The sequence below is a fragment of the Lentzea jiangxiensis genome (assembly GCF_900104175.1).
Taxonomy (GTDB): domain Bacteria; phylum Actinomycetota; class Actinomycetes; order Mycobacteriales; family Pseudonocardiaceae; genus Lentzea; species Lentzea jiangxiensis.
The window spans coordinates 1-2,414 of the sequence record NZ_FNIX01000051.1 but is presented as its reverse complement, the minus strand read 5'-3'; the positions used below and the strand labels follow the sequence as shown (position 1 = coordinate 2,414).

Sequence of the window (2,414 nt, the reverse complement as noted above, 5' to 3'; positions counted from 1 at the left end):
CACAGCTACGAAGCCGGATTACGCCTGCGGGCAGCGGTCATGTGGTTGAGGACCCTGACCTCGACCACATGATCCAAACCTCAAACAGCTCCTAACGGTTCTCCACCTTGACCGGCACCCAGGCACCGCATGAACCGTCCCGGCAGACGCGGATGTCGATGGACCGCTTGGCCTCCAGGCCCCCGAACAGGTCGTAGAACCTCCGCACGACGATCTGATCCGTTCGTGCCCAGAACTCCACGTTCGCACCGGCTGCGGCGTCGATTCGCCACTGGAAGTCGATGATTCCCTTGTTGTTGCGGATCGCCGTTCCGCAGACCTCCCCCAGCGCTTGACCCTGTGCCGAGTTCAGGCGGTAGCAGGGCAGCTCCGCCGCGGAGGCGATGGCGCCGAGTCCGCTGATGAGGAGTGGCGCGGCCGCCGCGCACAGCAGCCGGATCGTCAGTCCCGGCCGGATGACGGCCTTGCGTCGCTCGACACCGCGAATCAAGTTCGCCGCAACGCGTTCCGGCGACATCGGCTCGACGCTGCCCGACAATGCGACCAGCTCCTTCGGCTTGAAGGGCTTCTCGAAGGCGAGCTGCGGAGTGTCCACATCGGCCGGATACACACCGGCGACGTGGATGCCGTGCGGCTTCGACTCCATCCGGAACGAGTCGCACAACCCGCGGACAGCGAACTTGCTGGGCGCGTAGGCGCTGTAGCCGAGCACCCCGATCACTCCGGCCGTGGAGGACACACAGGTGATCGTGCCCTCTCTTCGCTCGATCATGCCCGGCACGACCAGCCGCACCGCGTTCACGATGCCGAAGTAGTTCACCTCCATCTGGTCTCGGAAGGTGTCGGCTGGCAGCTCGGTGAAGTAGCCCGGCAACACCGTTCCCGCGCACAGGATCGCGTCCCGCACGGGCCCGTGCCGTTCCTGCAGCGCGGCCACCGCGTGCCGCAACGCCTCCGGGTCGGCCACGTCCGCGGACGCCGTCGCGATCGGCTCGTCCTCCTGGTGCAGCGCTCTCATCGCGGGCCACCACCGAGACGTTCGCGCCTCGGGCTGCCAGCTGACGGACGAGTGCCAGCCCGATGCCGCTGGACCCGCCGGTGACCAGGACGTGGCGTCCGGTCCAGTCCTTCTTGCTCACTGGGGATTCCTCTCGGTGGCAGGGCGCTGGAGCAGCCCGAGCGCAGTCATGTGTTCGGTGAGCAAGCTGACCGCGCGGTCGACTGCTCGTCGGTGACGAAGAAGCGCAGCCGTTCCTTGCCCTCAAGCACGGCCGGGTACAATATCGTGTTGCCCATGACTGCCTGCTGGTACAACCGGTGCGCCAGATCAACGGTGAGCTGTTCGTCACCGGTCATGCAGGGCACGACAGGTGCCTCGTGGTGCCGGTTGCCGGTGTCGATCCCGGCCTGACACCCAGCGCGCCGAACCGGGCGGCGTTCGCCCTGGCCCGCGCGGAGAGTTCCGGCGTTGCCCGCATCCGTCGCATCGCGGCACGTGCTGCCGCCGCGTCACCCGGCGGCAGACCCGCGCTGAACAGGAAACCGGAAGCGCCGTAACGCAGGAGATCGATGATGTCGGCGCGCCCGGCGACGTAGCCGCCGAACGACGCGAAGCCTTGGAGAGCGTGCCCGACCACAGGTCGACCGCGTCGCGCGGCAGCCCGAAGTGCTCACCGAGCCCCCGCCCGGTGGCGCCGAGCACGCCGATGCTGTGCGCCTCGTCCAGCATGATCATGACGTCGTGCCCGCGCGACCTCGACGAACGCCGGCAGGTCCGGGATGTCTCCGTCCATGCTGTACACGCCTTCGAGCACGAGCAACGCCCGACGATACTGCGCGCGGAACCTGGTGAGGAACCGGTCGAGCGCCGCCGGATCGTTGTGCGGGAAGCTGCGGACGGCCGCGTTAGACAGCACGCCGCCCTGCTTGACGCTGATGTGCGCCTACGCGTCGTGGATCAGCAGGTCGCCATCAGCCAGCAGCGCGTCGATGGCCGTGACGTTGGTCAGGTAGCCGCCGGCCAGCACCAGGCTGTCCTCGCAACCGAGGAAGTCCGCCAGGCCCCGCTGCAACTCCTGGTGCAGAGGCGTTCCAGCACCAGCCGGCTCGCCGAGCACGACGTGCCGTACTGGTCGAGCGCGGCCTTGGCGGCGGCCATAATCTCCGGGTCGGACGCGAGGCCCAGGTAGTTGTAGCCGGAGAACGACGTCTGCCGCACCCCGCCGGACATCATCCCGTCCCGATCCCGGACAATCACGGGGAAGCAAGGGTTCCAGCCGGTCTGGTCCTTCCACCGCGCGATGCGGTCGCGCAGGGCGCCGTCCTAGTGCTGCATCTCAGAACGTCGACCCGGTAATCGGCCCTGTGGGTTGACGGTCCAGGCTGGTCCTCCCATGTCGAGCGGGAGGTGGTCA

Annotated in this window: 4 protein-coding genes and 1 pseudogene; all 5 read right to left on the bottom strand. The window is 67.9% G+C overall.

Annotation, left to right across the window (positions count from 1 at the left end; all coding sequences use genetic code 11):
- Positions 1-91 precede the first annotated feature (91 nt).
- Positions 92-1,139 (bottom strand): annotated as a pseudogene (locus BLQ91_RS39880) (SDR family oxidoreductase).
- 46 nt (positions 1,140-1,185) lie between these two features.
- Positions 1,186-1,356, bottom strand: coding sequence for a hypothetical protein (locus BLQ91_RS42390; protein WP_218130585.1), 171 nt, complete (start codon positions 1,354-1,356; stop codon positions 1,186-1,188).
- Positions 1,353-1,637: a hypothetical protein gene (locus BLQ91_RS39870; protein ID WP_090105777.1), complete on the bottom strand. Its 285-nt coding sequence runs from the start codon at positions 1,635-1,637 to the stop codon at positions 1,353-1,355. Before BLQ91_RS39870 ends, BLQ91_RS42390 begins: the two co-directional genes overlap by 4 nt.
- A 33-nt stretch (positions 1,638-1,670) precedes the next feature.
- Positions 1,671-1,916 (bottom strand): aminotransferase class I/II-fold pyridoxal phosphate-dependent enzyme, encoded by a 246-nt coding sequence (locus BLQ91_RS40925; protein WP_176960222.1) that lies wholly within the window; start codon positions 1,914-1,916, stop codon positions 1,671-1,673.
- Between the two features lie 27 nt (positions 1,917-1,943).
- Positions 1,944-2,072 carry a hypothetical protein gene (locus BLQ91_RS43550; protein WP_281199960.1) on the bottom strand — a complete coding sequence of 43 codons (129 nt, stop codon included), beginning with the start codon at positions 2,070-2,072 and terminating at the stop codon, positions 1,944-1,946.
- Positions 2,073-2,414 lie beyond the last annotated feature (342 nt).